Source organism: Mycobacterium sp. DBP42, assembly GCF_005924235.1.
Lineage (GTDB): Bacteria > Actinomycetota > Actinomycetes > Mycobacteriales > Mycobacteriaceae > Mycobacterium > Mycobacterium syngnathidarum.
Window position 1 is genome coordinate 101,353 of the sequence record NZ_VCMY01000011.1, and the last position, 26,155, is coordinate 127,507.

At 67.1% G+C, this 26,155-nt stretch carries 26 protein-coding genes and 1 pseudogene; 14 read left to right on the forward strand and 13 right to left on the reverse strand.

The window, feature by feature from the left end:
* Window positions 1-387: 387 nt before the first annotated feature.
* Entirely contained in the window at window positions 388-1,830 is a 1,443-nt protein-coding gene (locus E0T84_RS13705) for an RNA polymerase sigma factor (protein ID WP_110765045.1), read from the reverse strand.
* A gap of 206 nt (window positions 1,831-2,036) precedes the next feature.
* Window positions 2,037-2,858 carry a polyphosphate--glucose phosphotransferase gene (gene ppgK, locus E0T84_RS13710; RefSeq protein ID WP_070187026.1) on the reverse strand — a complete coding sequence of 274 codons (822 nt, stop codon included), beginning with the start codon at window positions 2,856-2,858 and terminating at the stop codon, window positions 2,037-2,039.
* A 155-nt stretch (window positions 2,859-3,013) separates the two neighbouring features.
* On the opposite strand from ppgK, the gene E0T84_RS13715 reads away from it, so the two are divergent.
* Window positions 3,014-3,859 (forward strand): inositol monophosphatase family protein, encoded by an 846-nt coding sequence (locus E0T84_RS13715; RefSeq protein WP_070187025.1) that lies wholly within the window; start codon window positions 3,014-3,016, stop codon window positions 3,857-3,859.
* Here the strand turns inward: E0T84_RS13715 and cei are convergent.
* Entirely contained in the window at window positions 3,833-4,483 is a 651-nt protein-coding gene (gene cei / locus E0T84_RS13720) for an envelope integrity protein Cei (RefSeq protein ID WP_070187024.1), read from the reverse strand. The two genes, E0T84_RS13715 and cei, sit on opposite strands and share 27 nt — an antisense overlap.
* A 165-nt stretch (window positions 4,484-4,648) precedes the next feature.
* On the opposite strand from cei, the gene E0T84_RS13725 reads away from it, so the two are divergent.
* Window positions 4,649-4,951: a DUF4193 domain-containing protein gene (locus tag E0T84_RS13725; RefSeq protein WP_019344626.1), complete on the forward strand. Its 303-nt coding sequence runs from the start codon at window positions 4,649-4,651 to the stop codon at window positions 4,949-4,951.
* 43 nt (window positions 4,952-4,994) lie between these two features.
* On the opposite strand, the gene E0T84_RS13730 is transcribed toward E0T84_RS13725, so the two are convergent.
* The gene (locus tag E0T84_RS13730; protein ID WP_070187023.1) at window positions 4,995-5,474 is read right to left on the reverse strand and encodes a DUF3093 domain-containing protein; all 480 of its coding nucleotides are present in this window, start codon (window positions 5,472-5,474) and stop codon (window positions 4,995-4,997) included.
* A 25-nt stretch (window positions 5,475-5,499) separates the two neighbouring features.
* On the opposite strand from E0T84_RS13730, the gene dut reads away from it, so the two are divergent.
* Both dut and E0T84_RS13740 read left to right on the forward strand, forming a co-directional pair.
* Window positions 5,500-5,964, forward strand: coding sequence for a dUTP diphosphatase (dut, locus tag E0T84_RS13735; protein ID WP_070187022.1), 465 nt, complete (start codon window positions 5,500-5,502; stop codon window positions 5,962-5,964).
* A complete protein-coding gene (locus E0T84_RS13740; protein ID WP_070187021.1) occupies window positions 5,964-6,764 on the forward strand; it encodes a DUF3710 domain-containing protein in 801 nt (266 codons plus the stop codon). The genes dut and E0T84_RS13740 overlap by 1 nt, the downstream gene beginning before the upstream one ends.
* Before the next feature lie 7 nt (window positions 6,765-6,771).
* Here the strand turns inward: E0T84_RS13740 and E0T84_RS13745 are convergent, their stop codons facing one another.
* Complete coding sequence (locus E0T84_RS13745) at window positions 6,772-7,491, reverse strand: alpha/beta fold hydrolase (RefSeq protein WP_070187020.1); 720 nt, start codon at window positions 7,489-7,491, stop codon at window positions 6,772-6,774.
* Between the two features lie 134 nt (window positions 7,492-7,625).
* Here E0T84_RS13745 and E0T84_RS13750 point away from each other — a divergent pair, with 134 nt between their 5' ends.
* Both E0T84_RS13750 and E0T84_RS13755 read left to right on the forward strand, forming a co-directional pair.
* The gene (locus tag E0T84_RS13750) at window positions 7,626-7,997 is read left to right on the forward strand and encodes an OB-fold nucleic acid binding domain-containing protein (RefSeq protein ID WP_019344631.1); all 372 of its coding nucleotides are present in this window, start codon (window positions 7,626-7,628) and stop codon (window positions 7,995-7,997) included.
* A 98-nt stretch (window positions 7,998-8,095) separates the two neighbouring features.
* On the forward strand, window positions 8,096-8,692 hold the full coding sequence (locus tag E0T84_RS13755; protein ID WP_110765044.1) for a DUF3159 domain-containing protein: 597 nt from the start codon (window positions 8,096-8,098) through the stop codon (window positions 8,690-8,692).
* A gap of 15 nt (window positions 8,693-8,707) precedes the next feature.
* Here the strand turns inward: E0T84_RS13755 and E0T84_RS13760 are convergent, their stop codons facing one another.
* Both E0T84_RS13760 and E0T84_RS13765 read right to left on the reverse strand, forming a co-directional pair.
* Window positions 8,708-9,376 (reverse strand): TrkA family potassium uptake protein, encoded by a 669-nt coding sequence (locus E0T84_RS13760; protein ID WP_070187018.1) that lies wholly within the window; start codon window positions 9,374-9,376, stop codon window positions 8,708-8,710.
* Between the two features lie 46 nt (window positions 9,377-9,422).
* A complete protein-coding gene (locus E0T84_RS13765; RefSeq protein WP_200806128.1) occupies window positions 9,423-10,097 on the reverse strand; it encodes a TrkA family potassium uptake protein in 675 nt (224 codons plus the stop codon).
* A gap of 107 nt (window positions 10,098-10,204) precedes the next feature.
* On the opposite strand from E0T84_RS13765, the gene E0T84_RS13770 reads away from it, so the two are divergent.
* Together E0T84_RS13770 and E0T84_RS13775 are read left to right on the forward strand one after the other, a co-directional pair.
* Window positions 10,205-12,199, forward strand: a complete 1,995-nt coding sequence (locus E0T84_RS13770; RefSeq protein WP_070187016.1) for an APC family permease — start codon at window positions 10,205-10,207, stop codon at window positions 12,197-12,199.
* Entirely contained in the window at window positions 12,196-13,416 is a 1,221-nt protein-coding gene (locus E0T84_RS13775) for a class I SAM-dependent RNA methyltransferase (RefSeq protein WP_070187015.1), read from the forward strand. The genes E0T84_RS13770 and E0T84_RS13775 overlap by 4 nt, the downstream gene beginning before the upstream one ends.
* 10 nt (window positions 13,417-13,426) lie before the next feature.
* On the opposite strand, the gene E0T84_RS13780 is transcribed toward E0T84_RS13775, so the two are convergent.
* The 3 genes from E0T84_RS13780 to E0T84_RS13790 all read right to left on the reverse strand — a co-directional run bounded on the left by E0T84_RS13780 (window position 13,427) and on the right by E0T84_RS13790 (window position 16,354).
* Entirely contained in the window at window positions 13,427-14,515 is a 1,089-nt protein-coding gene (locus E0T84_RS13780) for a GGDEF domain-containing protein (protein WP_070943982.1), read from the reverse strand.
* 102 nt (window positions 14,516-14,617) lie between these two features.
* Window positions 14,618-15,904: an ArsB/NhaD family transporter gene (locus E0T84_RS13785; RefSeq protein ID WP_070187013.1), complete on the reverse strand. Its 1,287-nt coding sequence runs from the start codon at window positions 15,902-15,904 to the stop codon at window positions 14,618-14,620.
* A gap of 6 nt (window positions 15,905-15,910) precedes the next feature.
* On the reverse strand, window positions 15,911-16,354 hold the full coding sequence (locus E0T84_RS13790; RefSeq protein ID WP_070187012.1) for a CBS domain-containing protein: 444 nt from the start codon (window positions 16,352-16,354) through the stop codon (window positions 15,911-15,913).
* Between the two features lie 124 nt (window positions 16,355-16,478).
* Between E0T84_RS13790 and nhaA the strand changes: the two genes are divergently transcribed.
* The 3 genes from nhaA (at window position 16,479) to E0T84_RS13805 (ending at window position 20,740) form a co-directional block, all read left to right on the forward strand.
* On the forward strand, window positions 16,479-17,771 hold the full coding sequence (nhaA, locus tag E0T84_RS13795) for a Na+/H+ antiporter NhaA (protein ID WP_070187011.1): 1,293 nt from the start codon (window positions 16,479-16,481) through the stop codon (window positions 17,769-17,771).
* 28 nt (window positions 17,772-17,799) lie between these two features.
* Entirely contained in the window at window positions 17,800-19,713 is a 1,914-nt protein-coding gene (gene dxs / locus E0T84_RS13800; RefSeq protein WP_070944160.1) for a 1-deoxy-D-xylulose-5-phosphate synthase, read from the forward strand.
* 130 nt (window positions 19,714-19,843) lie between these two features.
* Window positions 19,844-20,740: an alpha/beta fold hydrolase gene (locus tag E0T84_RS13805; protein ID WP_070943981.1), complete on the forward strand. Its 897-nt coding sequence runs from the start codon at window positions 19,844-19,846 to the stop codon at window positions 20,738-20,740.
* A gap of 3 nt (window positions 20,741-20,743) precedes the next feature.
* Here the strand turns inward: E0T84_RS13805 and E0T84_RS13810 are convergent, their stop codons facing one another.
* Window positions 20,744-21,994, reverse strand: a complete 1,251-nt coding sequence (locus E0T84_RS13810) for a ribonuclease D (RefSeq protein ID WP_070943980.1) — start codon at window positions 21,992-21,994, stop codon at window positions 20,744-20,746.
* Window position 21,995: 1 nt separating this feature from the next.
* Window positions 21,996-22,577 (reverse strand): DUF3000 domain-containing protein, encoded by a 582-nt coding sequence (locus tag E0T84_RS13815; RefSeq protein ID WP_070943979.1) that lies wholly within the window; start codon window positions 22,575-22,577, stop codon window positions 21,996-21,998.
* A gap of 111 nt (window positions 22,578-22,688) precedes the next feature.
* Between E0T84_RS13815 and hemE the strand changes: the two genes are divergently transcribed.
* Genes hemE through hemQ form a run of 3 tightly spaced genes read left to right on the forward strand, consistent with a single transcriptional unit; the run spans window position 22,689 to window position 25,802 of the window.
* Window positions 22,689-23,750, forward strand: coding sequence for a uroporphyrinogen decarboxylase (hemE, locus tag E0T84_RS13820; RefSeq protein WP_070943978.1), 1,062 nt, complete (start codon window positions 22,689-22,691; stop codon window positions 23,748-23,750).
* Window positions 23,747-25,102 (forward strand): protoporphyrinogen oxidase, encoded by a 1,356-nt coding sequence (locus E0T84_RS13825; protein ID WP_070943977.1) that lies wholly within the window; start codon window positions 23,747-23,749, stop codon window positions 25,100-25,102. The genes hemE and E0T84_RS13825 overlap by 4 nt, the downstream gene beginning before the upstream one ends.
* Window positions 25,103-25,106: 4 nt before the next feature.
* Window positions 25,107-25,802 carry a hydrogen peroxide-dependent heme synthase gene (gene hemQ, locus E0T84_RS13830; protein ID WP_070187005.1) on the forward strand — a complete coding sequence of 232 codons (696 nt, stop codon included), beginning with the start codon at window positions 25,107-25,109 and terminating at the stop codon, window positions 25,800-25,802.
* A 216-nt stretch (window positions 25,803-26,018) separates the two neighbouring features.
* On the opposite strand, the pseudogene E0T84_RS13835 reads toward hemQ, so the two are convergent.
* Window positions 26,019-26,155: pseudogene (locus E0T84_RS13835) on the reverse strand (IS110 family transposase); the annotation flags it as partial.

Below are 26,155 nucleotides of genomic sequence, written 5' to 3' on the forward strand. Positions count from 1 at the left end.
GATCGCGCGGACCGGTTTGGTTGCCGTGTCAGAACTGATCACGGCGCCGTCCCACTGTGGCCATGCCGACTCTCCTCATTCACATTGCGGTGCGTCTGGATGGCGCCGATATGTGATGTGCAACACAGGCACGCGCGCCGGAGGTCCACGCTGCCACGAACGGGGCGGCTCCGAAGTGCCGGTTCCGCTCAATGAGACTGCCGGTGAATGGTGAGTACGACTAACTGGCTGGGGGCGCTCCGTCCACCGGAGATCCGGCGGTGAAGCGGTATCGATGTGGGGTGCGATGGCGAATTCAGCTTGGGCGCAAGCTGTTGCGACCCGCAACAAAACGGCACCGGGACCCGGGCTGGGTCTCGGTGCCGATTTCGGAAGGAGGGGCTGCGTCTAGTCCAGGTAGTCCCGCAGTACCTGCGAGCGGCTCGGGTGACGGAGCTTGCTCATGGTCTTGGACTCGATCTGGCGGATGCGCTCACGGGTCACGCCGTAGACCTGGCCGATCTCGTCGAGCGTGCGCGGCTGGCCGTCGGTCAGGCCGAAGCGCAGCCGGACCACGCCGGCCTCGCGCTCGGAGAGGGTCTCCAGCACGGACTGCAGCTGATCCTGCAGCAGGGTGAAGGACACGGCGTCGACGGCCACCACGGCCTCGGAGTCCTCGATGAAGTCACCGAGCTGGCTGTCGCCCTCGTCGCCGATGGTCTGGTCCAGCGAGATGGGTTCACGCGCGTACTGCTGGATCTCCAGCACCTTCTCCGGCGTGATGTCCATTTCCTTGGCCAGCTCTTCGGGCGTGGGCTCGCGACCCAGGTCCTGCAGGAGCTCACGCTGGATACGGCCCAGCTTGTTGATCACCTCGACCATGTGCACCGGGATACGGATGGTGCGGGCCTGGTCGGCCATGGCGCGGGTGATGGCCTGGCGGATCCACCACGTGGCGTAGGTGGAGAACTTGTAGCCCTTGGTGTAGTCGAACTTCTCGACCGCGCGGATCAAGCCCAGGTTGCCTTCCTGGATGAGGTCGAGAAACGCCATGCCGCGGCCGGTGTAGCGCTTGGCCAGCGAGACGACCAGGCGCAGGTTGGCTTCCAGCAGATGGTTTTTCGCGCGATCGCCGTCACGGCAGATCCACTGGTAGTCGCGCCGCACCTGGGTGGTGAGCTTCTCGCCCTTCTCGGCGAACTCGGCCATCTTCTGGGTGGCGAACAGCCCGGCCTCGATGCGCTTGGCGAGCTCGACCTCTTCCTCGGCGTTGAGCAGGGCGACCTTGCCGATCTGCTTCAGGTACGCGCGGACCGAGTCGGCCGAGGCCGTCAGCTCGGCGTCTTTGCGTGCCTGCCGCAGTGCCTCGGACTCTTCCTCGTCCCACACGAAGTCGCCGGAGGCCTTGTCCTTCTCCGACGGCTCGGGGTGCTCCTCGTCGGCCTTCGCCTCTTTGGCCGGCGCGGCGGCCTTGGCGTTCTTGCCTTCCCCGGACTCCGCCTCGTCCTCGTCCTCGTCCTCGGCTGAGTCCTCGACGTCGTCATCGGACTCGAGATCGTCGTCGAGCTCGAGATCGGTGTCCTCGACGTCGAGATCGTCGCCGGGGCCCGATTCCAGGTCGTCGGTGGTCTCAAGATCGTCGTTGACGTCTTCGGGCTTGCTCGCCGCGGCCTTGGCTGCCTTCTTGGCGGGCGCCTTCTTGGCGGGGGCGCGCTTGGTGGCGGTGCCGCCCTCAGTCTTGCCCGCGGTGCTCTTGGCTGCCCGCTTGGCCGGGGCCTTCTTGGCGGGAGTCTTGGTAGCGGTGCGCTTCACCGGCTCGTCGGTCGCCGGGCTTGCCTTTGTCGCTGCCACGTACACCCTTTCGGTCTCACGAAATTTCACGGTGGGCATGGGCATACTCCACCGAAAGCGTCTGCTATCGAATGTTGGCGTTCTTATCGGCTGGGATATTCACCGCTATTCGGTAGGCGGCCGCCGAGGACCATTGTAACGACACTGTGGGTGTTCACCGTCGCGAGCGGCAAATTTCGGCACGTCGCCCGGCAGACTCAGCGAAGTTACCCGGCGGTAGCTTGCGGGTTGGTGGTGCCGGGAAGCTGGCTGGCCATGGCGGCGCCGACGATGCCCGCGGTGTTGAGCAACGCCGCGGGGACGATCGGGGTGCGGATCTTGAGCAGTGGCAGCCACTTCTCGGACTTGCGGCTGATCCCGCCGCCGGCGATGAACAGATCGGGCCAGATCGCGTTCTCGATCGTCACCAGAACCTTGTTCACCTCTTCGCTCCACCGCGCGTAACTCCAGTCCTTGCGCTCCTTCACCGAGGACGCAGCGCGGTGTTCGGCCTCCTTGCCGTCCACCTCCAAGTGCCCAAATTCGGTGTTGGGCAACAACACTCCGTTGTGAATGACCGCGGAGCCGATACCGGTGCCGAAGGTCAGCAGCACCACGACACCGGAGTTGTCCTTACCCGCCCCGTAGTGCTCCTCGGCCAGACCTGCCGCGTCGGCATCGTTGAGCACACGCACCGGCCGCCCGCCGAGTGCGGTGCTGATCACCTCGGCGGCGTTCACGCCGATCCACCCTTTGTCGACATTGGCCGCGGTGCGCACGATGCCTTCGGTCACGACGCCCGGGTAGGTGACGCCCACACTGCCCGTCCAACCGAACTCGGCCACCACCGCAGCCACCGTTTTCGTGACCGCTTCCGGTGTGGACGGCTGCGGCGTGTCGAGCTTGAAACGCTCGCCGACGAGGAGCCCGGTGTCGAGGTCGACGATGCCGCCCTTGATCCCGCTGCCGCCGACGTCGACGCCGAATCCTCGGCGTTGGACTTCGACGGCCGGAACCGGATCTGCCGTTGGTGCATCGGCTGCGGTCATGGGGTGCTCCTTTGTGGGACAGGCGGTGCGCTGTCGGACGGGGCGAGGGACAAACCAAGGCGCGCCCCACCCTAGTCGCTGAACATCGCACCCGCGTGTGGTCCGGCCCGCCGTCGCACAGCGACTTTTCGGGCCGAAGATGTTGCGATAGGGCAGTGACCGACAACAGTTTCGATGCTCCCGCCTTGCGGGTCGTGGCCGAGCAGCTGGCTACCGAGGCCGCCGCCTTCGTCGCGCGCCGGCGCGCCGAGGTGTTCAGCTCCGACGGAGTCGCGGTACGTGACGACGTGCGGACCGTCAGATCGAAGAGCACACCGACCGACCCCGTCACCATCGTCGACACCGAGACCGAGCGGTGGTTACGTGAGCGGCTGGCGGTGTTGCGGCCCTCAGAGCCGATCCTCGGAGAAGAGGAGGGCGGTCGGCGCGATGATCGCCCCGGATTGAGCTGGGTGCTCGACCCGATCGACGGCACGGTCAACTTCGTCTACGGGATCCCGGCCTACGCGGTGTCGGTGGCCGTGCAGTACGACGGGCGATCGGTGGCCGGAGCCGTGGCGGACGTGCCCGGCGGTGAGGTGTACTCGGCTGCCCTGGGCCATGGTGCGGCGGTGGTGCGTGACGGGGTGCGGACAGCGCTGCGGTGCAGCGCTGTCCGGGATCTGTCCATGGCGCTGCTGGGTACCGGCTTCGCCTATGACCCCGGCCGTCGCGCTCGGCAGGCCAGAGTCATGGCCCAGCTACTGCCCGCGGTGCGTGATGTGCGTCGTATCGGTTCGTGCGCGCTGGACCTGTGCATGGTCGCAGCGGGCCGGTTGGACGCCTATTACGAGGAGGGCGTTCAGGTCTGGGATTGGGCCGCGGCGGCGTTGATCGCCGCCGAGGCGGGGGCGACGGTGCGGTTGCCCACCACACCCGATTCCGAGCAGGTGGTTGCGTCGGCGCCGGGCGTTGCCGACGCCCTGTGCGACGCGCTAGCAGGTGCCGGTGTGGATCTTTGACAGCAGCGCGGAATCCGACGGAGCAGTGGCGTCGGGCCGCAGGCTGGCCAGCACGGCCTTGATGTCGTCATTGCTGGCGAGTTCGCTGAACTCGGTGCCCAGGGCCAGATCGACTGTGGCGTCCGGCCTTTCGTCCTGGAACAGTTCGGTGCACGGAGCCACCAGCCACACCGCGGCGGCCGCAGTCCGGCCCGATGGGCCGAACCGGATCTGGCCCTGGCATTCCAGGCGCGTGGTGGAGTAGATCGGGTCGTTCGCCGCCTCGGGTTGGGCGAAGCCGAGATCGCGCAACGCGCCGGCGACCTCACCGGCCTGGCCGCCCTGTCCGCTGGCGTTGAGCACCCTGATCCGGGTCTCGGCCAGCGGAGCCGGCGTGACGTCTGTCATCGCCGAGCTGGCGACCTGCTCACCGAGCTTGGGTGCTGCCGGATCGGTGGCCGGCGGTGGGTTGTTGCAGACCGTGGCTTCATGCACATCCGTCGGCTGGCTGAGCGCGACGATCCAGACGACCATCGTCACCACCGCCAGCGTGGCGAAGAGCACGATGCCGGGAACGAAACTGCGCCGACGGAACGGTCGACCGTGCCGGTCGAAAGCTGTGCCATCGGTGATTTGCGCGACCACATGTGCACTCTAAGGGCAAACGTGTTCGCTGATGCATCAGAGCTCAGACGGTAGTGTGATGTAAATCACACTGAAACGTGTGGCAATACGGGCACGAATCATTTGGGGAATGCGTTCGACGCTGGTACAAAGCTCTGCTGCAAGGTAAGGGAGGGGACAAAGACGATGGCTACCGACTACGACGCTCCACGACGCTCCGAGGCAGACGAGGTTTCCGAGGATTCGCTCGAGGAGCTCAAGGCACGTCGCAACGAGGCGCAATCCGCCGTGGTGGATGTCGACGAATCTGAATCGGCCGAGTCGTTCGAGCTGCCGGGCGCGGATCTGTCCGGCGAGGAACTGTCGGTGCGGGTGGTCCCGAAGCAGGCCGACGAGTTCACCTGCTCCAGCTGCTTTCTGGTGCACCACCGGAGCCGGCTGGCAAGCGAGAAGAACGGCGTGATGATCTGCACCGACTGCGCCGCCTGACGGCGGTACGACCGCTGCGGCGGTGATTTGCGGTTCAGCCGCTTCAGCCGCCCAGCGCTGCGAGGACACGATCCGGACGACGAGAACTGATGAGCCAATACGGGGTGGGGTCATCGGGATCGTCGAGCACAACCAGCACCATCGGGCCAATCCAGGCCCGGTGCACGACGAAGGCAGCGGGATCGAGCTGACGGCCCAACGCAGCCGACTTGGCTGACCGCGGCACTTCCGCGGTCCGGGAGATCACACTCGTCGGCAGGTGCGCGTCGCCGATCCACAACTCGGTGTCGCCGGCGCTGTCACGCACCACCTTCAATTCGGTCTTGCTGAACCACATCAGCACGGCCGCCGCCACGCCGAAGAGCAACACGTACGGCAACCATGCCGGAATGGCCGGGGCAGCCAGGCCGACCTCGAACGCGATCACCCCTGCCAGCACCGCAGCCGGCAGTGACCACCACCAAGGCACCCACAACCGTTCGCGGTATGGAACGCTTCGGGTGGTTGCGCGCGTGTCTGACACGCGGCTCAGAGTAATCTGTGACGTCGTGTCCACCTCTCTGGCGGTCGTCCGATTGGACCGCGAACTACCGATGCCCAGCCGGGCGCACGATGGGGACGCGGGCGTAGACCTCTACAGCGCGCGCGATGTCGAACTGGCACCCGGGCAACGCGAGCTCGTGCCCACCGGTGTCGCCGTGGCCATTCCGCACGGAATGGTGGGACTGATCCATCCGCGCTCGGGTCTGGCTGCCCGCGTGGGGCTTTCGATCGTCAACAGTCCGGGCACGATAGACGCCGGTTACCGCGGCGAGATCAAGATTTCGCTGATCAACCTCGATCCCGGCACGCCGATCGTGGTCAAGCGCGGTGACCGGATTGCCCAGTTGTTGGTACAGCGGGTAGAACTGCCCGAGTTGGTCGAGGTGACCTCGTTCGACGAGGCCGGCCTGGCCGACACCTCCCGTGGCGACGGTGGCCACGGTTCCTCCGGCGGACATGCGAGTTTGTGATGGCATTCGGAAAACGCAAGAGCAAGGAATCGGCGGACGAGCCGGTTCGTCAGAGCGACGACGAGCAGGTCGTCGACCAACCGGACGCAGCGGAGCCGGCCGATTTCGACGAGGGTTCCGACGACGGCCCGTTCGACATCGAGGACTTCGACGATCCGGAGGTGGCGACGCAGGGCAGGCTGGATCTCGGTTCGGTCCTGATCCCGATGCCCGACGGTGGACAGGTCCAGGTCGAGCTCAACGAGGCCGGTGCGCCCAGCGCGGTGTGGGTGGTGACCCCGAACGGGCGGTTCACCATCGCCGCCTACGCCGCACCCAAGAGTGCGGGCCTGTGGCGTGAGGTGGCGGGCGAACTCGCCGAATCACTGCGCAAGGACGCCAGCTCGGTGAACATCCAGGACGGTCCGTGGGGCCGCGAGGTGGTCGGTGCGGGTAACGGCGGCGTGGTGCGCTTCATCGGTGTCGACGGCTACCGCTGGATGGTGCGCTGTGTGGTCAACGGTTCCCCCGAAACCATCGACGCCCTCGCCGACGAGGCACGGACCTCGTTGGCCGACAGCGTGATTCGTCGCGGCGATACGCCGATGCCGGTGCGCACACCGCTGCAGGTGCAGCTGCCCGAGCCGATGGCTGCCCAACTGCGGGCTGCAGCGCAGCAGGCCGCGATGCAGCAGGCCGCCCAGCAGCTCACCACCGCGGCGCAGATGCCTCCGCAGGATGAGCCACCGGCCGACCCGGTGGCGCGCCGAAGCGTGCAGGGCTCGGCGATGCAGCAGCTGCGGACCATCACCGGCGGGTAGTAGTCCCTCAACCCGCCACGGTGTCGCTGGCGGCCTCCTGCAGCGCCGCCAGACAGGCCGCGCCCAACACGCCGGTGTCGAGCCCCATCTGGTCCAGCGTGACCGACCGCAGCGCCGATCGAGGGGCTGCGGCCACCCACTCGTATCCGACTTCGGCCGGATGCACGGGATCATCGGTGGCCACCGCGACGCCCATGGGCACCCCGAGTCGTTCGAGCTCGGCACTGCCGGGCGCGCGGTAACCGGCGGCTTCCTCCAGCGCATCCGGCAGCGTCGGCCACTGGCCCACCCAGGAGCGGGCCAGCTCATCGGCCAGCCACGGCGGGCTGGAGGCGCGCATCTGCGCAACTGTGGCCGCCAACCCGTCCCGGCGCAGCAGCTCGGCGGAGTGCCGCGCCAACAGTGCGGCCGGGGCGTGCTGAGAAGATCCCGTCCATGGCGGCAAGGCGGCCAGCACCGCCACGGTTCGGCTGGGATGGTCCAACGCCCACCGTGCCGCCACGACGGCGCCGATGGACACCCCGCCCACCGCGATCGGCCCCGACCGGGCCGCGTCGTCGAGGGCGTGCAGGTAACCGGCGACAAGTCGTTCCGGGGTCGGCGGCGGGGTCACCACGAGTGCGTCGGCGCCGTGCAGCGCATCCGAAAAAGCCCGGTAGACGTAGTCGTCGTCGGATCCGGTACCGGGCAGCAAAACGGTTGGGACACCGCGAAGGATGACGCTCATCACATGATCGTGCCTGCCCCGTCAAATCGTCGGCGTGCCGACCCGTACCCCACGTGGCATTCGGTCAACAAGAGGTCTACCGTGGCGTTGGTTGGGCGGATTCACAGTGGATCCGCAGAAGGTCAGGAGAGGCCATGGCTACGGCCGAAGGGTATCTGCGCCGGCTTACGCGACGCCTGACGGAAGACCCCGAACAGCTCGATGTCGAAGAGCTCAGTGACGAAGCCGTCAATACCGGCGCGCTCAAGGCGATCGACGCCCAGCGCGGCCAGGAAGTGACGATGGTCGGCACCCTGCGCAGCGTCGAATGTAATGGCAAGGGGTGTTCCGGCGGCATCAAAGCCGAACTGTTCGACGGAACCGACACGGTGATGTTGGTGTGGCTCGGGCAGCGCCGCATTCCGGGTATCGAGTCGGGCTGCACCCTGCGGGTGCACGGCCGGGTCGGCAAGCTGGAGAACGGCGCCAAGGCGATTTACAACCCCCGCTACGAAATCCAGAAGTGAGCCAGGCCGAAAACGACACCGGCAGCGCCCCTCAATCCCCCGAGAGTGATCCGGCGTCGCCCCCTGCCCACCGAGGCGGCCGGGCGGTGCTCGAGCAGATGGGCGGCGTCAGCGGGCTGATCTACTCGTCCCTGCCGGTGGTGGTGTTCGTTCCGGTGTCGACGATGTTCGGGCTGGTGCCCGCGATCGCTGCCGCGCTCGGCGTGGCGACACTGATCCTGATCTGGCGGCTGGTCCGCCGGGAATCCGTGCAGCCCGCGGTGTCGGGATTCTTCGCCGTCGGCGTCAGTGCGCTCATCGCCTACCTGGTGGGGGAGTCGAAAGGCTATTTCCTGCTTGGTATCTGGAGCTCACTGTTGTACGCCGTGTTGTTCGCGGTCTCGGTGGTGATCCGCCGTCCGGTGGTCGGCTACATCTGGGGCTGGGTCAACACCCACGACCGGGCCTGGCGCGACGTCCGTAAAGCAGTGCTGGCGTTCGACGTCGCCACGCTCACCTGGGTCGCGGTGTTCGCGTCGCGGTTCCTGGTGCAGCAGTACCTCTATGACTCCGATCAGACGGGTTGGCTGGGCTTCGCGCGGATCGCGATGGGCTGGCCGCTGACCGCCGTCGCGGCGCTGGTGACCTATCTGGCCATCCGGGCCGCACAACGCGCCGTACACGCCGAGGACTCCAGCCGCAGCCTGGACGACTGAGCGGCGTGCGCCGGGCTAGCGCGGCTCCGGACGCAGCAGCAGTTCGCGCAGTTCGTCCTCGGACTCGGTGACAGCGACGAACAACAACTCGTCGCCACCCTCCAGTGGCTCGTCGGATTCGGGCACGATCACCCTGGCCCCGCGCAGGATCGTCACCAGAGCGGTGTCACGTGGCAGCTCGAGGCGTTTGACCGGACGTCCGCCCCACGGGGTGTCGTCGGGAAGGGTGATCTCGACCAGGTTGGCCTGTCCCTTCCGGAACTCCATCAGGCGCACCAGATCGCCGACGGCAACGGCCTCCTCGACCAGTGAGGCCAGCATGCGCGGCGTCGACACCGCGACATCCACGCCCCAGTTCTCGTCGAACAGCCACTCGTTGCGCGGATCGTTGACGCGTGCCACCACCCTGGGTACCGCGAATTCGGTCTTGGCCAGCAGGCTGACCACGACATTGACCTTGTCGTCACCGGTCGCCGCGATCACCACGTCGAACTCTTCGAGCTTGACCGATTCCATCAGGGTGAGCTCACAGGCATCACCGAGCAGCCAGTGCGCGGCCGGTATGGCGTCGACGTCGATGTGGTCGGGATTGCGCTCCAGCAGCGTCACGTCGTGATCGCTGTCGAGCAACTCGCGGGCGATCGAGCGACCGACCGCCCCGGCCCCGGCGATGGCAACTTTCATCGGCGCGACATCTCCTGAGAATCGTCGTTGGCAGGGATGATGGCTGTCATTCGGATCCGAGGTCCTCGCTCGGCGGCAGCGCCGCGATGGCCAGTGCCTCGGCGATGTGCCCGGACACCGCGGCCACGTACACCTGGTCGCCGGCCTGGATCACGGTTTTCGGTTCGGGCAGATAGCCGTTGCCGAACCGGATCATGAAGGCCACCCGCCCACCCGTGGCCGCTTCCAGGTCGGTGACCAGGTGCCCGGCCCAATCCTGGTGCAGCGGAAGTTCGGCGACGCCCACATTGCCCGACGGATCCCGCCACTTGGTGGTCTCGGTCTCTCTGGTCAGCACATTGAGCAGCCGATCTGTGGTCCACGGCACCGTGGCCACGGTGGGGATACCGAGGCGCTCGTAGACCGCGGCGCGCTTGGCGTCGTAGATACGGGCCACCACGCGTTCGACACCGAACGTCTCGCGGGCCACCCGGGCCGAGATGATGTTCGAGTTGTCGCCCGAGGAGACCGCGGCGAACGCGCCGGCCTCCTCGATGCCGGCACGCAGCAGCACGTCGCGGTCGAAGCCCATGCCGAGCACACGCTCACCGGCGAAGTCCGGCGAGAGCCGGTGAAATGCAGTGCTGTCGCGGTCGATGACCGCTACCTCGTGGCCGATCCGGGCCAGGCTGTCTGCGAGGGAGGCGCCCACTCGGCCGCACCCCATGACGACTACACGCACCCGACGGTTCCTTTCCGGTGGCAGAAATGCGCTGTTGCGCTAACCGTGCACCCGGAACGCTACAGCTTTGTCACGCCTTATCGCGTTCGGGCTTAGTCTTGGCTCTCGTGTCCAAGCTTTCGACGGCGGCGCGCCGGTTGGTACTGGGGCGGCCGTTCCGCAGCGACAAGCTCTCCCACACCCTCCTGCCCAAACGGATCGCCCTTCCGGTGTTCGCCTCCGACGCCTTGTCGTCGGTGGCTTATGCGCCCGAGGAAATCTTTCTGGTGCTGTCGGTTGCCGGGCTGACCGCTTATTCGATGGCGCCCTGGATCGGCCTTGCTGTGGCCGGGGTCATGCTCATCGTGATAGCGAGCTACCGGCAGAATGTGCATGCCTACCCGTCGGGTGGCGGCGACTACGAGGTCGTGACAACCAACCTGGGGCACACGGCAGGGCTCACGGTCGCCAGCGCGCTGCTCGTGGACTATGTGCTGACGGTGGCCGTCTCGATGTCATCGGCGATGTCCAACATCGGTTCGGCGATTCCGTTTGTCGCTCAGCACAAGGTGTTGTTCGCCGTTGTGGCGATCCTGTTGCTGGCCTCGATCAACCTGCGGGGAATCCGTGAGTCTGGCACGGCATTCGCGATACCGACGTACGCATTCATGTTCGGCATGTTCGTCATGCTGGGTTGGGGCCTGTTCCAGATCTATGTGCTGGGCAATGAGCTGCGCGCCGAATCGGCAGGCTTCGAAATGCATTCCGAACACGGACAGGTGCTCGGCTTCGCGCTGGTGTTCCTGGTGGCCCGGGCGTTCTCCTCGGGTTCGGCGGCGCTGACCGGGGTCGAGGCGATCAGCAATGGCGTGCCGGCATTCCGCAAGCCCAAGTCGCGGAATGCCGCGACCACTTTGTTGTTGCTCGGTCTGATCGCTGTGACGCTGTTCATGGGCATGATCGTCCTGGCTAGGGCCACCGGTGTGCAGATCGCCGAACGCCCGCTCGAACAGCTGGTCGGCGCGCCACCGGACTATCACCAGAAAACGTTGATCGCGCAGCTCGCCAATGCGGTGTTCCACGATTTCCCCGTCGGGCTGTTCCTGATTGCCGGGGTGACGGCGCTGATCCTGGTGCTGGCGGCAAACACGGCCTTCAACGGGTTCCCAGTGCTGGGGTCGATTCTGGCCCAGGACCGATTCCTGCCACGACAGCTGCACACTCGCGGTGACCGGCTGGCGTTCTCCAACGGCATCCTGTTCCTGGCTTTCGCGGCCATCGCTTTCGTGGTGGCCTTCCGCGCCGAGGTGACCGCGCTGATCCAGCTCTACATCGTCGGCGTGTTCGTGTCGTTCACGCTCAGTCAGATCGGCATGGTCCGGCACTGGACCCGGTTGTTGCGCACCGAAACCGATCTGGCGGTGCGGCGGAACATGATGCGCTCGCGCGTCATCAACGCGATCGGCCTGACGGCCACGGGTGCGGTGCTGGTGGTTGTCGTGGTGACGAAGTTCGCCGCGGGCGCGTGGATAGCGATCCTGGCGATGTCGGCGCTGTTCATCCTGATGAAGTTGATCCATCGGCATTACGACACCGTGGCCCGCGAGCTCGAAAAGGAGGACGAGGACGCAGGCGACATCGTGCTGCCCAGTCGCAACCACGCCGTCGTGCTGGTGTCCAAACTGCATCTGCCGACCAAACGGGCGCTGGCCTATGCCCGGGCCACCCGCCCGGACGTGCTGGAGGCCATCACGGTCAGCGTCGACGACGCCGAGACCCGTGCGCTCGTGCATCAGTGGGAGGACAGCGACATCAGTGTTCCGCTGAAGGTGATCGCTTCTCCTTATCGCGAGATCACCCGCCCGGTACTGGATTACGTCAAGCGGGTGACGAAGGAATCGCCTCGTACCGTGGTGACGGTGTTCATTCCCGAGTACGTCGTGGGGCACTGGTGGGAGCAGGTCTTGCACAATCAAAGTGCGTTGCGGCTCAAGGGGCGGCTGTTGTTCATGCCCAATGTGATGGTGACATCGGTTCCGTGGCAGTTGAATTCCTCGGAGCGCTTGAAGGCGCTGCAGCCACGCTCCACCCCGGGTGATGCCCGTAGGGGATTCCTGGAATGACGGAACTGACGCTGACCACAGGGCCGGCCGCCAACGGTGGCAGTTGCGTGGCCCGTCACGACGGGCGAGTGGTGTTCGTCCGCTACGCACTGCCCGGAGAGACAGTGCGGGTCAACGTATTCGACGAGCGTGGATCATATTGGCACGCGGAGGTTGTCGAGGTCCTGGAAGCTTCCGGGGACCGCGTCGGTTCGCTGTGCCCGATCGCCGGGGTACACGGTGCCGGCTGCTGCGATCTGGCGTTCGCCGAGCCGGAGGCCGCGCGGCGGCTCAAGGGCTCGGTGGTGGCCAACCAGCTGTCGCGGCTGGGCGGATTCACCTGGCGCGACGAGCAGACCGCGGTAGCCGAGCCGGTCGGTGCCGGTGACGTTCTCGGCTGGCGGACCCGCGTGCGGCTGGACACCACCGCAGACGGCCGGGCCGGATTGCACCGCTACCACAGCGCCGAGTTGGTCACCGACCTACAGTGCGGACAACTGCCCGCCGAACTGACCGATGGCCTGGCCGCGATGCGTTGGACCCCGGGCGCGCACGTACATGCGGTACTGGACTCCGACGGTCGCCGGCACATCGTGCAGTCGGGCCCGAAGGCCACGGTCCGCAAAGGCAGCCCGGCCTCCGGTCCGAGGAATCCGACGCGTGTCGTCGAGGGCGATTACGAGGCGGTGCAACGCGTCGGCGGGCGGCGGTGGATGCTGCCGGTGACGGCGTTCTGGCAGGCCCACCGCGACGCAGCGGCCCTCTACAGCGGGCTGGTGGCCGATTGGTCCGGGCTGCAGCCGGGCATGACGGCGTGGGATCTGTACGGCGGTGCCGGGGTGTTCGCCGCGGCGCTGGCCGGACAGGTCGGGCCGGGCGGACGCGTGCTGACCGTCGACACTTCGCGCGGGGCGTCGCGTGCGGCGCGTGGCGCGCTGGCCGACTTGCCCTGGGTCTCGATTGTGACCGACTCGGTCCGGCGCGCCCTGTCCGCCGAGCCGGGACGGCCCGACGTCGCGGTGCTCGACCCGCCGCGCACCGGCGCCGGCCGCGACGTGATCGACGCGCTGACGGCCACCGGCGTGCCACGCGTGATCCACATCGGTTGTGAGGCAGCTTCATTCGCCCGTGACATCGGGCTCTACCTCGGCCACGGCTACACGGTGGAGGAGTTGCGGGTGTTCGATTCGTTCCCGCTGACCCATCACGTGGAGTGCGTCGCGGTGCTGACCCGCTGACCCGGGTCGGTCACTCCCCGACGTCGGGGCCCATCGTCGGGGTGGGGAAGTGTGCGTAGGTGGCCCGGTTGCCGCCCTCGGCCCGCGACTGGTTCATCGCGGTGTCGGCCAGGCCCACCAGGGCGTCGACAACCTGCGGAGTGGGCAACTCGGTCAACGGGCGCAACTGACTACACGCCGTGCCGATGCTGGCCGTCAGGCGCATGGGTGTGGTGGTGATGGCCATCCGGATCCGGTTGACCAGCGGCGAGGGGTCGTTGGTCTTGAAGACGTCGGCGATCAGGAACTCGCTGTCGGAGACGTGGGCCAGCGGCACTTTGTGGCGCACGGTCTCGCGGATGGCCTGGGCCACGGCGACGCGGGCGTGCAAGGTGCTGTGGCTGCCGTCCATGTCGCTCAGCAGCGCCATGTCGTCGATCCCGACCGCCACGATCACCAGGTATTGATCGTCGTGGCGGCTGTGCGAGCCCAGCATCGTGGCGGTGTGCATGTCGAAGGCCTCGCGGTTGAGCAGACCGGTCAGCGGGTCGATCTCATTGGGGTGCTGGACGCGGTCGGGTTCGATCAACTCGACGGCCATCCGGCACAGCGCGGAGGTGCCAAGGATCACCAGAACCGCGACCAGCGCGCCGGCGATCCCGAGCCACGCGTCGATCAGCGCCACCCGGTATGCGAGGAAGCCCACCACCACACCGGAGGCTGCCCAGGTCAGGTGCAGTACCCGGGGACTGTGCAGGAAGGCGGTGTAGGCGGTGATCAGGCTCAATGCGCTGGATCCCATGAGGCCGACCACCGGGTCGACCAGCAGGATGCACGTCGCCGCGATACAGGCGGTGCCGATGGACACGACGATCCAGGACTGGGTGCGGCTGGGCCATTGGCGCCGCCACCACCATTGCGCCAGGATCAGTCCACCGATGCTCACGGCCACCGCCACGTACTGGAGGCTGCCGTGCGGCCCCTTCGGGCTGGTCAACACCAGCAGTGGGATGAGGCTCAACCCGACGATCGTGGTCCCGATCGTGCGTTGCATCCGGGTGCGCTTGCCCTGCGCAGCGAGCAGGGCAGTACGCGCGTAGTAGTTATCGAATGGACTCAACCCGCACCCCGGAGTAATCGACTTCGCCTACACCCTACGTAATCACGTGGGTCGTGGTTTTGTTGCCGGTTTGAGGCGCTGCCGCCGACATCGTCTACCTCATCACAGGACGAAATAGCGCAACCACAAGTAGAGGGCCGACAGCGACACCGAAAGCGCCGTCACCACGATCCCTTTGCGAGTGAATTCCCAGAACGAGATCGGGGTGCCTGCGCGGCGGGCAATGCCGAGCATCACCACATTGGCGCTGGCACCGATGGCGGTCAGATTCCCGCCGAAGTCGGCACCCAGGGCCAAAGCCCACCAGAGGGAATCGGGATGAGCGATTTCGGGCATCGATGCGGAGAGTCCGGACACGATCGGCGCCATGGTCGCGACGTAGGGAATGTTGTCGATGACACCCGATACCGGTGCCGATACCCCCAGAATGAGCATCACCGTCAGGAGGGCGTTGCCTCCGGTGGCCTCGGTGGCCGCCCTGGCCAGCGCGTCAACGGTACCGGTCTTGACCAGTGCGCCGATCATGACGAACAGGCCGGCGAAGAACAGCAGCGTCTCCCACTCCACGCCGGACAGGTAGTCGGAGCGATCGAGCCGCGAGAGCACGATGAGCAGACCGGCGCCGATGAGTGCCACCACGGACGGGGCGACGTGGATGACGGAGTGCAGGATGAACGCCGCGAACACCAGGCCGAGCACGACACCGCACTTGATCAACAGACCCGAGTCACGGATCGCCTCACGCTCTTGCAGGGCCATGACGTCTGCCACCCGTTCGGCCTCGACCTCGAAGGAGCCACGGAACAGTCGCGGCAGCACAGCGAGGAAGGCCAGCACCACGATGATCACGATCGGCGTCATGTGCAGCAGGAAGTCGTTGAAGGTCAGATCGCCGCGGCTGCCGATGATGATGTTGGGCGGATCTCCCACCAGGGTCGCGGCGCCGCCGATGTTGGAGGCGAACACCTCTGCCATCAGGAACGGAACCGCGTTGATCGCGAGCCGGTCGCAGACCAGCAACGTGACCGGCGCGATCAGCAGAACCGTGGTCACGTTGTCCAGCAGCGCCGAAGCCAGGGCGGTGACCAGCACCAGCAGGATCATGATCCGCAGGGGCGAGCCCTTGGCCCGCTTGGCTGCCCAGATGGCGACGTACTCGAATACGCCGGTCTGGCGCAGCACGCTGACGATGATCATCATCCCGAGCAGCAGGAAGATGACGTCCCAGTCGATGCCGGTTTCGTGTGAGAAGAATGCGTCATCGGACTCGACCACACCGAAGGCCAGGACGACGGCCGCACCGCCCAGGGCGACCGTGGTCTTGTTGATCCGATCACTGGCAATCAGAACGTAGGCGATGACGAAGACGCCGATCGCGAAAGCAGCCATCGACAATCAGTGCCTCAATGCGGCCTCGAGCAGCCGCGACGCCGTGATCACCCCGTGCATCTCCCCGTCCTTGAGGACTGCGACCAGCGGACTTCGCAACTTCGCCATCAACGCGGCGACTTCGATGATGGTGTCGTCGGCGCGCGCGGAAGGAACGTCGATCAGATGCTTGGGCAGCACTTCTCGCACCGTCTTGCCGTGCAGCTTCTCGGCGATCCGATCAGCCATCGACTCGTCGAGCACGCCGGCCAGAGCCGGATCGTCCTGAACGTACTGCGGAATGATGAGCCGGACCACTTCAGCGGCCGGCAGGACCGCGTGGGGCAGCCCGGAGGTATCGGTCACCACGATGCCGGGGAGGCGGTGCTCGGCGAGCATGTGAGCGGCGTCGAGTGCGTCGGCCTCGGCGGAGATCACCGGAAAATCCTCAGCGATGTCCTCTGCTTGCACTCCAGCACCATACGACCCGGATGTGGCCCGGCGCACCTGTGTGCGGATCTGCTGCTAGCGTTAGGTATCGGTGTGCCGGGAAGCCTGGTCGGCGCCATTTCGTGCTGACCTGGGAGGCGTGCCGATGAATGCTGAAGGTGACCGGACCGGGCGACGCCTGCTCTCGCGTGGCTCGTGGCGGGAGTGGCAACGCGTCTCGCAATTGTTGCGCGCCGAAACCGTCGGCGGCGCGATGTTGCTGGCCTCGGCGACGGCCGCCCTGGCCTGGGCCAACTCACCGTGGTCGGAGAGCTACCACAACCTGTCGTCGGTCATGCTCGGGCCGGAATCTCTACACCTGAATCTCAGCGTGTCCGCGTGGGCGGCCGACGGGCTGCTGGCCATCTTCTTCTTCGTCGTCGGGGTCGAACTCAAGCGCGAATTCGTCGCCGGGGATCTGCGGGACCCGGCCCGTGCCGCGCTTCCGATTGCGGCCGCCGTCGGCGGCATGGTGGTTCCGGCGGGGATATTCCTCGCGATCAACCTGTCCACCGGTCATTCCGAAAACGCCGGCGGTTGGGCGGTGCCGATCGCCACCGACATCGCGTTCGCGCTGGCCGTGCTGGCCGTACTGTCCACACACCTGCCGTCGGCGCTACGGATCTTCCTGCTCACGCTCGCAGTTGTCGACGATCTGCTGGCGATCCTGGTCATCGCGGTCTTCTACACCGATCATCTGGCGCCGGTACCGCTGCTGCTGTCGCTGATTCCGATCGCGTTGTACGGCGTGGCGGTCCAGCGCGGCGTCAGGCAGGAATGGGTGTTGTTGCCGCTGGCCGTGGCGGCGTGGGCTTTGATGCATGCCAGTGGCGTACACGCCACCGTGGCCGGCGTGTTGCTGGGTTTCACGGTGCCTGTGCTGGGAAAGCATGCCAGTGCCGACTACTTCGAGCATCGCGTGCGTCCACTGTCGGCGGGAGTCGCAGTCCCGGTGTTCGCATTCTTCGCGGCAGGAGTCACCCTCGGCGGCGTGTCGGGATTCGCCTCCGCGCTGAGAGATCCACTGACCATCGGGGTGATCGCCGGTCTGGTGCTCGGCAAGCCCATAGGTGTGCTGGGGACCACCTATCTGCTGTCGAGGTTCACCAAAGCCAGCCTCGACGAGGACTTGGCCTGGCGTGACGTGCTCGGTGTGGCCTTGCTCGCCGGCATCGGGTTCACTGTGTCGCTGCTCATCGGAGAACTCGCCTTCGCCGAGCATCCGGTCGCCGACGATGAGGTCAAGATCGCCGTGCTCACCGGATCGGTGATCGCCGGTCTGCTTGCCGCGGTGGTCCTGGTGTCGCGGAACGCCGTTTATCGCCGGATTCATGTTCTGGAAACCACCGACGCCGACCATGACGGCGTGCCTGATGTCTATGCGCCTCGGCACGACTGACGTCGGGATGCGTGCGTACACTGGCGGAATGCTTGAACAGGTCCGCGGTCCGGCTGATCTGCAGCACCTGTCTCAGTCTCAGTTGACTGATCTGGCACAGGAAATCCGTCAGTTCCTGATTCACAAGGTCGCTGCAACCGGCGGGCATCTTGGCCCCAACCTGGGTGTCGTCGAACTCACGTTGGCGCTGCATCGCGTGTTCGATTCGCCGCACGATCCGATCGTCTTCGACACCGGACATCAGGCCTATGTGCACAAGATGCTCACCGGGCGCGCACAGGATTTCGACACCCTGCGGTGCAAGGACGGCCTGTCGGGGTACCCGTCGCGCAGCGAGAGCGAGCATGACTGGGTGGAGTCCAGCCATGCCAGCACGGCGTTGTCCTACGCCGATGGTCTGGCCAAGGCATTCGAGCTCACCGGGCACCGCAATCGACACGTCGTCGCGGTCGTCGGTGACGGTGCCCTCACCGGCGGCATGTGCTGGGAGGCGCTGAACAACATCGCCACGGGTAATCGGCCGGTGGTCATCGTCGTCAACGACAACGGCCGCAGTTATGCGCCGACCATCGGCGGGTTCGCCGATCACCTCGCGGGCCTGCGGTTGCAGCCGGCCTATGAGCGGTTCCTGGAAGAGGGCCGCCGGGCCGTGCGTGGGCTGCCAGTGGTCGGCGAGTTCTGCTACCAGTGCATGCACAGCATCAAGGCGGGCATCAAGGACGCGGTGGCCCCGCAGGTGATGTTCACCGATCTGGGGCTCAAGTACGTCGGTCCGATCGACGGCCATGACGAGCATGCCGTGGAGAATGCGTTGCGCCACGCCCGTGGCTTCAAGGCTCCGGTGATCGTCCACGTGGTGACCCGCAAGGGCATGGGCTACGCGCACGCCGAGAACGACGAAGCGGATCAGATGCACGCCTGCGGCGTCATCGATCCGGAGACGGGGCTGCCGACGAAGGCGTCCGCGCCCGGCTGGACGTCGGTGTTCTCCGACGAGCTCGTCAAGATCGGCACCAAACGACGTGACGTCGTGGCCATCACCGCGGCCATGCCGGGGCCCACCGGCCTGAGCGTGTTCCGGGATCGGTTCCCCGACAGGTTCTTCGACGTCGGTATCGCCGAGCAGCACGCCATGACCTCGGCGGCCGGCCTGGCCATGGGTGGCCTGCATCCGGTGGTGGCGATCTACTCGACGTTCCTCAACCGCGCGTTCGACCAACTGATGATGGATGTGGCACTGCACAAGCTGCCCGTCACCATGGTGCTGGACCGGGCCGGTGTCACCGGACCGGACGGCGCCAGCCACAACGGGGTGTGGGATCTTTCGATCCTCGGAATCATCCCGGGCATCCGGGTCGCCGCCCCTCGCGACGGGGCGCGGCTGCGGGAGGAACTGGGCGAGGCGTTGGCGGTCAGCGACGGTCCGACTGCCCTTCGGTTCCCGAAAGGCGATGTGGGCGAAGACATTCCGGCAATCGAGCGGCGCGGTGGCGTCGATGTGCTCGGCGTCCCGGCGGCCGGTCTGACCGACGACGTATTGCTGGTCGCGGTGGGTTCGTTCGCGTCGATGGCACTGGCCGTCGCCGAGCGGCTGCGCAATCAGGGCATCGGCGTGACGGTGGTGGATCCGCGCTGGGTACTTCCGGTGCCAGAGGTACTGGGTGAACTGGCCCGCGACTACAAACTGGTGGTCACCGTCGAGGACAACGGCGTGCACGGCGGCATCGGCTCGTCGGTGTCCGCGGCGCTACGCCACGCCGAGATCGACGTGCCATGCCGGGATCTCGGTGTCCCGCAGGCCTTCCAGGATCATGCCTCGCGCGGTGAGGTGCTTGCCGAGATCGGTCTGACCGACCAGCACATCGCCCGGCAGATCACCGGATGGATCGCCGCGATCGGTGCACCCGTGGGGGAGCAGGAAGTCGGCCAGCAGGTCGACTAGCAGTCGTCGGGTTTGTCGGGCATGTGGTCGGCGCCATGACGCTGTTCCGGTCAGGCTCGGCGTTCTTGTGAAATCGCCCTTCTGCCGGTCTTGGACGATCAGAGCATCGGAACTCAACTAGGTTGCAGACATGGACGCCGAATTGCAGCGCTGGAAGACCGCCGGGCAGGTCTTCGACTACCTTGGCTTCGACATCTTCTACCGGGTCGAGGGAACCGGGCCGAATCTTCTTTTGGTCCACGGTTATCCGTTCAATTCGTTCGACTGGTCGCTGGTCTGGCCCACGCTGACCGCGCGGTTCAGGGTCATCGCGCCGGACATGATCGGAATGGGCTTCTCCGACAAGCCGGTCGCCTACGAGTACTCGGTGCGCGATCACGCCGATATGCACGAGGCGCTGCTGCATCACCTCGGAGTCGGCGACGCCCACATCCTTGCGCACGACCTGGGGGATTCGGTCGGCCAGGAACTGTTGGCCCGCCATGAGTTCGGTGGACAAGCCTACGGCGCTCTGAACATCGCATCGATCACCTGGCTCAACGGCGGCCTGTTCAACGAGGCCTACACGCCACGGCTGATGCAGAAGGCGATGTCGCGAACGCCGTTGGGCGACATCATGAGTCCGCTACAGGGCAGCCGGTTGTCGCGTCGGCTCGTGGAGCCGACCATCAACGAGATGTTCGGGGTGAACACCAAGCCGTCGCCACAGCTCATGGAAAAGTTCCACCAGATCCTGGAGTACAACGACGGCAAGCGGGTTCTGCACAAGGTCGGCCGGTTCCTCGACGATCGATACAGCCACCGGAATCGCTGGGTACGGGCGATGCGGGAGACCGCGGTGCCGATGCGGCTGATCGACGGGCCTTCGGACCCGAATTCGGGGCGACACATGGCGCAGCGCTATCTCGAGGTGGTTCCCGATCCCGACGTGGTGATGCTCGCGGACGACATCGCGCACTGGCCACAGATCGAAGATCCGCAGGGCGTGCTGACGCATTTCCTGGCGCACATCGAGCGAGTCGGGTGAGCCTCAGTCAGCGGAGCTGAGCGCCTTGGCCAGCACCGGCACCGTGAGCTCCCGCTGCCAGGGTCGGACGTTGGCTTCGACGAGGAAGTCCGACACCGCGGTGGCCACGTCGCCCACGGGGCGCCAGTCCCAGCACAGTCGGCGCACCACCTCAGGGGTGATGAGGTTCTCGGCCGGCACCGAAACGCGCTCCGACAGTTCAGCCAGGCCGGCCCGCGCGGCCTCCAGCCGGGCTGCGGCTTCTGGCTTGCGCCTGGCCCAGCGGGCGGCCGGAGGCGGGCCGCTCTGGGCGTCGTTGGCCTCGGGCGGGTCGGTGTTGTCCCTGGCCCGGTTCAGCGCGTCCAGCCAGACCTTGGCGCTCTTGCGCTGTTTGGAACCCCCGAAGACCGGAAGTGCGATGAGCTCGTCGACGGTCTTGGGATTGGCGGTGGCGGCGTTGATGATCGCCGAGTCGGGCAGGATCCGGCCGGGGGCGATGTCGCGGCCGCGGGCGATGGTGTCGCGGGTGGTCCACAGCTCGCGGACGGCGGACAGGGCCTGTGCATTGCGGACCTTGTGGATCCCGGAGGTTCGCCGCCAGCGATCACGTCTGGTGGGCTGCGCCACATACGTGCGCAGGTACTCGAATTCCTGTGCGGCCCAGTCGGTTTTGCCCTGCTCTTCGAGGACAGCGGCGACGGCGTTGCGCAGTTCCAGCAGTACCTCGACGTCCAGGGCGGCGTAGTTGAGCCATTCCGGTGGGAGCGGCCGTTTGGACCAGTCGGCCGCGCCGTGCCCTTTCATCAACTGCAGCCCGAGCAGCCGTTGCACCATCGCGGCCAGGTTGACCCGCTCGAAACCGGCCAGCCGGCCGGCCAACTCGGTGTCGTAGAGCTTGCCCGGCCGCAGGCCGATCTCGGACAGGCAGGGCAGATCCTGGTCTGCGGCGTGCAGCACCCATTCGTCCTGGGACAGGGCCTCGGCCACCGGTGCCATCGCGTCGATGGGGGAGCCGCCATGGTTGACCGGGTCGATCAGCGCGGTACCCGAGCCGGTGCGGCGGATCTGCACCAGATACGCGCGATTGGAGTAGCGGAAGCCGGATGCCCGCTCCGCGTCGATTGCGAACGGTCCGCTGCCTTTCGCAAGCGACGTTGCTGCAGAGGAGATTTCACCGGAAGTGACGCAGACTTCGGGCACCCCGTCGACAGGGGTGAGCAATGGGGTTGCTTCGGCCTCGTCGGGCTCGGCTGGGTCTGGGTCTACTTCGGTCATCTCACGCGCGGGTACGGGAACTCAGGTCGGTCACGCCCGCCGGAGGCAACCCTGCGGCGTGCTCGAGCACTTCGCAGAACGCCTCCACGTGCGGTCCCAACTCCAGATCGGTCGCGGTCCAAGAAGCCCGAAGCTCGAGCTGGTGGGCCCGCGGCGGGCCGGATATGTCACCGTAGCGCACCGAGGTGGTGGCCGTGACGGTGCCGCCGAGCGCGGTGACGTGCTCGGCACGTGATTCCAGGGCGTCCACGAGCCAGCTCCAGGCCACCTCGGGCAGCAACGGGTCGACGGCTTCGCTGGAGTCCAGGTCAGCCTGGATATAGGCGACCAGGCGCATGGTGCCGTCCCAGGCCTCGGCTCCGTCGGGGTCGTGCAGCAGGATCAGCCGCCCGAACGCGTCGCCCTCGGAGCGCTCCGGGATGATCGCGGTCTCGGGGTGCCGGACCTCGGCGCCCAGCGCGTAGCTGTAGGGCGCCAGCCGCTGCGGCGGGCGTATCGGACCCAGCTCGATTTCCGGCCGCACGGTGGTGGCATTCATCGCCGCCACCGCCGTCCGGAACTGGGCCGGTTCGGCAGAGGTCACGCCATTTGACGCTAGTGGATACTGCCAGGACAGGACGCAGGCGCGCCGTAGTGGTGGCGTCACGAACCGGCAACGGTCTGCGCCCGCGGGCACGTGGCACCATAGGAGCCGATGAATACCCGCCGGGAGCTGCCCGATTCCCCGTATCTTGCCGCCGTGAGCGGCCGCACCCCGCGCCGTGTGCCGGTGTGGTTCATGCGGCAGGCCGGCCGCTCATTGCCGGAGTACCGCGCGTTGCGGGCTCAGCACCGCATGTTGGAGGCCTGCTTCGACCCCGAGCTGGTCTGCGAGATCACGCTGCAGCCGGTGCGCAGGCACGGCGTCGACGCCGCGATCCTGTTCTCCGACATCGTGGTGCCGCTCAAGGCCGCCGGGATCGGTCTGGACATCGTCCCCGACGTGGGGCCCGTCATCGAACATCCGATCCGATCGGTGGCCGACGTCGAGGGTATGAAACCGCTTGAGCCAGAACAGGTTTCACCAGTCACCGACGCTGTCGAAATGTTGGTCCGGGAGCTGGGCGACGTGCCGCTGATCGGCTTCGCCGGCGCACCTTTCACGCTGGCCTCCTACCTGGTCGAGGGTGGCCCCAGCCGGCACCATGAGCGCACCAAGGCCATGATGCTGGGGGAGCCGGCCACCTGGCACGCCCTGATGAGTGCGCTGACCGATCTGACCATCGAGTTCCTGCAGGCCCAGGTGGACGCCGGCGTGGACGCCCTGCAGGTGTTCGACTCCTGGGCCGGAACGCTGTCGTTGGCCGACTACCGCACCTACGTGCTTCCGCACACCACCCGGGTGTTCGCCACGATGGCCGCCGCGGGAGTGCCCATGACACATTTCGGAGTCGGTACCGCAGAGCTGCTCGGGGCGATGTCCGAGGCGCTGGGCACTGCCCCGGCCACGATGGTCGGGGTGGACTGGCGGACCTCGCTGGTCGACGCCGCGGCCCGGGTCAAGGCAGGCACCGCCCTGCAGGGCAACCTCGACCCGGTGGTGCTGCTGGCGGGCTGGCCGGTGGCCGAGGCGGCGGTGCGCCGCGTGGTCGACGACGGGCGTGCCGCGGTGGCGGCTGGGGCGGCCGGCCATGTCTTCAACCTGGGCCACGGTGTGCTGCCGGCGACCGATCCCGGCATCATCACCGAGGCGGTGACGCTGGTGCACTCGCTGTGAGTGCCAGCTATTGCGTTGTCGGCGGCGGCATTTCAGGCCTCGTCGCGGCGTACCGGTTGCGGCTCGCGGCCGGCCCGCGGGCGCACATCACGCTGCTCGACCCAGCTGACCGGCTCGGCGGGGTGCTGCGCACCGAGCGGGTCGGCGGGCAACCGTTCGACGTCGGCGCCGAGGCGTTCGTGGTGCGCAGGCCCGAAATGCTGGACCTGCTCACCGAGCTCGGCCTGGCCGGCCGCCGACTCAGTCCCACCGGTGCCCGGCCCCTGATCTACAGCGGTGCCCGGCTGCACCAGCTGCCGCAGGGCACCTTGCAGGGCATTCCCGCCCAGGCGTCGTCGCTGCTCGGCTTGGTCGACGACGAGACCGTGGCGCGGATCCACGACGAACGCTCCCGGCCGCTGCGGTGGACCCCCGGTGCTGATCCGTCGGTCGCCGAGGTGGTCGGTGACCGGTTCGGCCCACAGGTGGTGACCCGGTCGGTGGACCCGTTGCTCAGCGGCGTGTACGCGGGGTCCTCGGCGACGATCGGGCTGCGCTCGGCGGTGCCATCGCTGGCAGCCGCCCTGGATCGTGGGGCGCGAAGCCTCACCGAGGCGGTGCGCGAGGCGTTGCCGCCACCGTCGGACGCGCCGGTGTTCGGTGCGGTCGACGGCGGCTACACGGTGCTGCTGGAGGAGCTGCGTCGCCGCGCCGACGTGCGGTGGGCGCAGGTCGCCGCGGTACGGGTGGACCGGCGGGGACAGGGCTGGTCGGTGCTCGACGACGAGGGCGCGAGTTGGTATGCCGACGCGGTGATGCTGGCGGTCCCTGCCCCGCACCTGCCTGCCCTGATCGAACACATCGCTCCGCGCACCGCGGCGGCGGCCCGGCGTATCCGGGTGGCCTCGGCGGCGGTGGTGGCCCTGGCGCTGCCGGGTGGGACACCGTTGCCGCAGCAATCGGGCGTGCTCGTGACCGCGGGGGAGCGCCTCAACGCCAAGGCGATCACCATGTCCTCCCGCAAGTGGGGCCGGCGCGGGAATGTCGAAATGGTGCGGTTGTCGTTCGGCCGGTACGGCGACGATATGGCCGCCAACACCGGCGATGACGACCTGCTGGCCTGGTCGGCACGCGATCTGAACACGCTGTTCGGCGTCACCGTGGAGCCGGTGGACAGCCACGTGCACCGCTGGATCGACGCGATGCCACAGTACGGTCCGGGGCACGGCGAACTGGTCGCCGAACTGCGTGCGGGGCTGCCCCCGACGCTCGCGGTGGCCGGCGGTTATCTGGACGGGATCGGGGTGCCGGCGTGTGTGGGCACCGCCACCCGGGCGGCCGCGGAACTGGTGTACAGCCGCGTGGCACGATAGGCGTATGGCCAAGCTCGACTATGACGAACTGAACTCCACCATCCGCTACCTGATGTTTTCGGTGTTCGCGGTGAGCCCCGGGGAACTCGGCGAGGACCGCGCCGACGTCACCGATGAGGCGACGGCGTTCTTCAAGACTCAGGAAGAGCGTGGTGTGGTCGTGCGCGGCCTGTACGACGTCGCCGGCCTGCGGGCCGACGCCGACTTCATGGTCTGGACCCACGCCGACAACATCGAGGCGCTGCAGGCCACCTACTCGGACTTCCGTCGCACCACCGCGCTGGGCCGGATCAGCGACCCGGTGTGGAGCAGCGTGGCATTGCACCGGCCGGCCGAGTTCAACAAGAGCCATGTCCCGGCGTTCATCGCCGGTGAGGACCCGGGCAATTACATCTGCGTGTACCCGTTCGTGCGTTCCTACGAGTGGTATCTGCTGCCCGACGAAGAGCGTCGCCGCATGTTGTCCGAGCACGGCATGGCCGCCCGGGGCTACAAGGATGTGCGGGCCAACACCGTGCCGGCATTCGCCCTCGGCGACTACGAGTGGATCCTGGCGTTCGAAGCGCCCGAACTGCACCGCATCGTCGATCTGATGCGCGACCTGCGGGCCACCGATGCCCGCAGACACACCCGCGAGGAGACGCCGTTCTTCACCGGCCCGCGGGTCAGTGTCGAGGATCTGGTCGCCAAACTCCCGTAGCCGCACGCGTTTTGCCGTCGCTTTCGCAGGCGCTTTGTCACGCGTGCCCGGGCCCGCGATTGGCCGTCACTTTGTCACGCCAGAGTGGCGCTCAGGCCCGAGCGTCACTCCAGCCTGACATCACGGGCCGGGTTCGCCGCCCGCCCCCGCGTTTTGTCACGCCAGAGTGGCACTCGGCGGCGACAGCCACTCCAGACATCCCAGGGTCGTAAGTTGTCAAGCTGCTTGGGTGTGGGTGGTGGGTTGGCGGTGTGCCCAGGCGGTGTGTTCGCTGTAGGTGCTGTGGTGGCGTAGGCAGCCGTGGAGGATTCCGACGAGGCGGTTGCCGAGGGCGCGTAGGGCTTGGTGGTGGA

What these genes read in the sequence shown, in the direction of transcription:
- E0T84_RS13760 (WP_070187018.1), bottom strand. Translation starts at nt 9,376, where the DNA reads ATGAAAGTTGCCATCGCCGGGGCCGGGGCGGTCGGTCGCTCGATCGCC.
- hemE (WP_070943978.1), top strand. Translation starts at nt 22,689, where the DNA reads ATGAATACCCGCCGGGAGCTGCCCGATTCCCCGTATCTTGCCGCCGTG.
- dxs (WP_070944160.1), top strand. Translation starts at nt 17,800, where the DNA reads ATGCTTGAACAGGTCCGCGGTCCGGCTGATCTGCAGCACCTGTCTCAG.
- nhaA (WP_070187011.1), top strand. Translation starts at nt 16,479, where the DNA reads ATGAATGCTGAAGGTGACCGGACCGGGCGACGCCTGCTCTCGCGTGGC.
- E0T84_RS13775 (WP_070187015.1), top strand. Translation starts at nt 12,196, where the DNA reads ATGACGGAACTGACGCTGACCACAGGGCCGGCCGCCAACGGTGGCAGT.
- E0T84_RS13810 (WP_070943980.1), bottom strand. Translation starts at nt 21,994, where the DNA reads ATGACCGAAGTAGACCCAGACCCAGCCGAGCCCGACGAGGCCGAAGCA.
- ppgK (WP_070187026.1), bottom strand. Translation starts at nt 2,858, where the DNA reads ATGACCGCAGCCGATGCACCAACGGCAGATCCGGTTCCGGCCGTCGAA.
- E0T84_RS13785 (WP_070187013.1), bottom strand. Translation starts at nt 15,904, where the DNA reads ATGGCTGCTTTCGCGATCGGCGTCTTCGTCATCGCCTACGTTCTGATT.
- E0T84_RS13750 (WP_019344631.1), top strand. Translation starts at nt 7,626, where the DNA reads ATGGCTACGGCCGAAGGGTATCTGCGCCGGCTTACGCGACGCCTGACG.
- E0T84_RS13745 (WP_070187020.1), bottom strand. Translation starts at nt 7,491, where the DNA reads ATGAGCGTCATCCTTCGCGGTGTCCCAACCGTTTTGCTGCCCGGTACC.
- E0T84_RS13805 (WP_070943981.1), top strand. Translation starts at nt 19,844, where the DNA reads ATGGACGCCGAATTGCAGCGCTGGAAGACCGCCGGGCAGGTCTTCGAC.
- E0T84_RS13740 (WP_070187021.1), top strand. Translation starts at nt 5,964, where the DNA reads ATGGCATTCGGAAAACGCAAGAGCAAGGAATCGGCGGACGAGCCGGTT.
- E0T84_RS13755 (WP_110765044.1), top strand. Translation starts at nt 8,096, where the DNA reads ATGGGCGGCGTCAGCGGGCTGATCTACTCGTCCCTGCCGGTGGTGGTG.
- hemQ (WP_070187005.1), top strand. Translation starts at nt 25,107, where the DNA reads ATGGCCAAGCTCGACTATGACGAACTGAACTCCACCATCCGCTACCTG.
- E0T84_RS13725 (WP_019344626.1), top strand. Translation starts at nt 4,649, where the DNA reads ATGGCTACCGACTACGACGCTCCACGACGCTCCGAGGCAGACGAGGTT.